Genomic DNA, 4345 nt, shown 5'->3' on the forward strand with positions numbered 1-4345 from the left:
AAAATCTTGCAGAACTTGCAGCTCAAGGAGATCCTGACAAATTTGCGGCGAAGAAAGAACTAACTAAACTTGCTGCTCAAGAAAAAAAGAATTGGTTAAAAGAGAAGCCCACTAAATTTACCGATAGCAAATTTGGTCAGACTAACAAAGTCTATCAGAGAGACGATTTGTTTGATCCTAACCAAATTGTTAAATGGACAGTGAATAAAAAAGACGTATGGGGTACCAATGTTGAGAGAATGGAAGCAGGAAGAGCACCTATAGGTTTTGATGGTCAACCTGTTGAGTTGCATCACCTAAAGCAAACGCATGAGGGACCCATAGCAGAAATGAGTCATGAATCTCATAAAAAATATACTTCTGTGATTCATAATAATCCTCAAAAACATCAATCACTTATAGAGAGAAAAAAGTTTGATAAGTGGAGAGAGGAATATTGGAAGGAACGGGCTAAAGGGTATAGAGAACAAAAAAACAGTAATTTAGGAGGAATAATTGATATGAGATGGGGTATCATAGGGATAGATTTTGACGGATGGGGACAGGAGCATCGGCAATAATGCTCTACGGTTGATGAAAAGAGAAAAAAGAAGTTTGGAGAAATAATCGATGAAAACCTATACCTTAGATGATGTTATACAATTAGTTGATAAATATGAAGGTGATATTGTTAATTTTTGTTCTGATGAGAATGCAGTTGATGATCTTGTGATTGAAAAAGCAGAGAAAGCTCTTGGTTTGAAGTTTACATCTTCTTACAAGAGTTTTTTGAAACATTATAAAGGTGGGGATATTGCTGGTGAAGAAATCTTTAGCCTTTATAAGCATCATATAGGTGTTCCTTTTGATGATATAGTTCACCAAAACTTAAATTATTATAGAAAACATGGTTTTGCGACACCAGAACAGCTTGTCGTGAGTTATGATCTTGATGAAACCTTTTACTTTGATTATACACAGTTTCGGGATGGTGAATGCCCACTCTATGTCATGCTTCCATTAGGCGATTGCGAATATTATGCTAGAAATTTTTATGAATTTCTTTGCAAAAGAATTAAAGTACATGCGGGGGTTGAGATACCTGATGGTGATCAACCGATTGAAAAGACTGAGAACACTCCTAGTCCGCAACCTATCCCTTTTTACAAGCGTTTTTGGAAAAAACTATGGAGGAAGGGAAATTGATGGTGAGGCAATATTTAGCCTTTCTAAAGAGCCTCAGTATTACACAAGTAATTTTTATGTAAAAGAATTACGGATTATGTTGGGGGAATGATGATGCAAACCAAAGATGTAACAGAGATATTAAAAAAGCTTTGTTGGGAGCCATATCGCGATGAAGTTGGAGATACATTTGCTTATTATCATCTTCCCGATCGCATTGTAGGCATTAGTTATGATGTTGTAGATTATGGAGAGGATGGGGAAAAATTCGGTTATCAGCTGATCTTACCACTGCTCCTTATTGCCTTGCTTGCGAATATGCTAGTGGTGAAGTATCACAGGATAAGTATGAAGATACGCTGTTTTCTGCGAAAGAGGATTTCGATGTTACAGCTTCACATCTGTCAGAAAGCCATATTAAGGAAGCTTTAAACAGAGTATTTGCATGGGCGCATGCACAGGATATTGAACAAAAATTACGTGAGGAAGCTGCTGATCACTCTCTTGTTGCAAAGGCTTTGCTTGGTGATATAGAGGCTTTAAAAGGTTACAAATCTACATCTCAATTACATATACCAGAATTTTCTGATTATCAAATAACGACGCGGTATGATCGCGTTCTTCTTTTTGCACAAGCCTATAAAAATGGGGAATTGGATGATGTTTTGGCGCGTAAAAAACCTAGAAAAAAGCTGATGAGCATCACTGCGGCAAGCCGTATTTTCAAAACTCAAGGATGGTTTGCTATGGATCCTGGAAAAATGTGGTTAGCTTTGCCTGACCGCTTTGTTGTGCTTAATTTTGGCTTAGGGTATCTTAAGGATAAGCACAATGTCCATATTGAGGCAGATACATCTACAGAAGCGATTTCTCTGGCTTGCAATTATATTCACTATGATAGAGAAGATAAACCCAGGTCGTTTAGAACTATTTATAAGCCTTTTCAGACGATTGGAGGAGGCATTTATAGTGGCATTGATAATTGTATTGATGTTTGTGTAGAAATGGTTAATGAACAAGAGCTTATCAAAATTTCTGAGCGAGTAATACAGTGGGCACGTGCTCAAGATTTAGAAATGGCGGTAGAAAACAAAACGCTTTTTCAAGAATATAGCTATTATCCAGATATTCCTTGGCATTTAGCTTGTTTAGCATTGACAGGTTAAATTGATGTCCTAAAATCCTATCAAGATTCTATCGTAGAGGGTAAGCTACCTGAGCATTTGCAAAACCTTGATGAAGAACTGGAGGAGTATGTTAATCACGCTCTTGAATTTGCTGAAAGACATCTGAAAATCCTTAATGAGCGAGAGGCAGCAGAAGGTCATCTTAGTCCACAAGTTTTGATTACTTTCAATAAAGTTGCAGAGCAATTAAAAGAAATAGGTTGGACAGTTTATCGTGATAAAAACTATGATCGCAATGCTTATTTTATAAGTAAAGACCGTATCATCAATATAATGTATAACCTTCAAAGTAATGAAGAAGAGCCGATTGTTGCATTTAAGGCTTCTCTTTCAACACTTGCCTTCTCTACTGCTTATAGAGAGATTTTCTATAATATGCCTCAATATATAGCCCTCAAAGAAGCAGAAGAAGTTTATACAGTTTCTACTACTGAATTGGATGAAGGCAAGCTAAAGCAGATTTGTGCGGACATTCTTGAGTGGGCAGATAGACAAAATATCAATCAAATTATCTATGATTATGCAGCTTTGTCTCCAGACAGTGAACTTGATCTTGTAGCGCGTCACCTCATTGCGCTTGTTTTAATTGGGGATGTTGAAAAGCTCAAATCTTATAAGGAGAGTTTTAGAAAGGGAAATCCTTTAGGTTTTGTGGAAGAAATCTCAAAATATAGAGTTGATAATCTCCTCACTCTTGCACGGGGTTATCGAACGGGTTTTCCCAAAAATGCTCCGATTTTAAGCTTGGATCCGCAAACGGCATCTGATGCTTCCAAAACTGTTGCAGGTGAGCCGACAGAGGAAGTAGAGGAAAGGGATGACAAAGATGCTCCATTGACCATGGAAAGTGCTCATGAACTTTTAAAAAGCTTAGGTTGGTCAACTGAGAAAATCAATGAGAATGACCATATGGCAAGCTATCAATTGGCTGATCGTGAAGTAGACATTCTTTATAACGACGAAATTGCCAAAGATTACCCACAATTTGATAGCGCCTTTTTGATTAGCACGGGTATTCTTTCCGCTGCTTGTAAATTCATTGATCCTACCCACACGGAAGATATCCCAGATATACAGCTTAATTTTGAAGCAAAGGGGTTAGAAATCTTTGAACCAGAAGTCACTGCGGATCGCTTAAAGCAAGCACTTGATGATGCGCTAGAATGGTCAGTCAAAGACATTGACCTTTCTAAAAGACTTCGCTCTGATTATGGCACTGCTCCTTGGCAACGGGATGCAACGTCTAAAGCAGATGATACGGATTATGCTTTGCTTCATCTTGGCGCTCTTGCCTTATTGGGCAATATTGAGACCTTACAATCTTATCAGCAAAGCTTTACGGCAGGTGATCACCTAGGCTTTGACGAGAGCATCAACAAAACCCACCTTGAACGTGCATTAGCTTTAGCCAAAGAAGTAGCAAAGGTGAAGCAAGTGAGCTACGCTTTGATTGAACGGGTGGCAGAAAAGTTTGATGATCAACAAGAGGTTATCAGCAAGGAGCAATCCCGCTCGTGGAAAGAGAAAATAGTCAATTTTATCGGAAAAAAAGACAAGAAATAGCACCTAAAAAATATCAAAAAGATTTCAAAAAATTTAGAAAATAAGGCGCGGTCCAAAGCCTTGATCATAGTTGAGAAACTCAACAGTGGTATGGCTCTGATCATGGTTTTGGTGCAAGATTTTAAGGAAACAACCTATAAAAAAAGATCTATAAAATTATTCCATAGATGATCAAAATCTCTTTTAATGGATTATTGTCTATTTTATCGGTTATGTCTGTTTATTTAACAGACGAATCTTATGATTTTAGTGAATGATTAAAATGTGCTTTATGAAAAGCATATGATCCTTTAAAGCCTTTCAAAAGATAGTTTGTAACTCATAAGAAATGCTATCAAGATCCTTATGGTTGTTAGTTTTGAAGATTTTGAGTATTTTGAGGGTTCCTTTTACGCCCCTTTATATATTATTTTTCAATCAAAAAATAAAAG

2 protein-coding genes and 1 pseudogene are annotated in these 4345 nt (G+C 37.1%); all 3 read left to right on the plus strand.

Features of this window, described 5'->3' with window-relative positions:
* A partial coding sequence (locus ACFIO3_RS09290) for an HNH/ENDO VII family nuclease (RefSeq protein WP_375608841.1) occupies window positions 1–560 on the plus strand: 560 nt, incomplete at its 5' end.
* A gap of 49 nt (window positions 561–609) precedes the next feature.
* Window positions 610–1185 (plus strand): SMI1/KNR4 family protein, encoded by a 576-nt coding sequence (locus tag ACFIO3_RS09295; RefSeq protein WP_375608842.1) that lies wholly within the window; start codon window positions 610–612, stop codon window positions 1183–1185.
* A gap of 93 nt (window positions 1186–1278) precedes the next feature.
* A pseudogene (locus ACFIO3_RS09300) lies at window positions 1279–3914 on the plus strand (DUF6990 domain-containing protein).
* Window positions 3915–4345: the final 431 nt, after the last annotated feature.

Source organism: Bartonella sp. AD328YNZD (assembly GCF_042196425.1).

Bases quoted from the DNA above. Each gene is read 5' to 3' on its own strand.
- ACFIO3_RS09295 (WP_375608842.1), top strand. From the start codon at position 610: ATGAAAACCTATACCTTAGATGATGTTATACAATTAGTTGATAAATAT.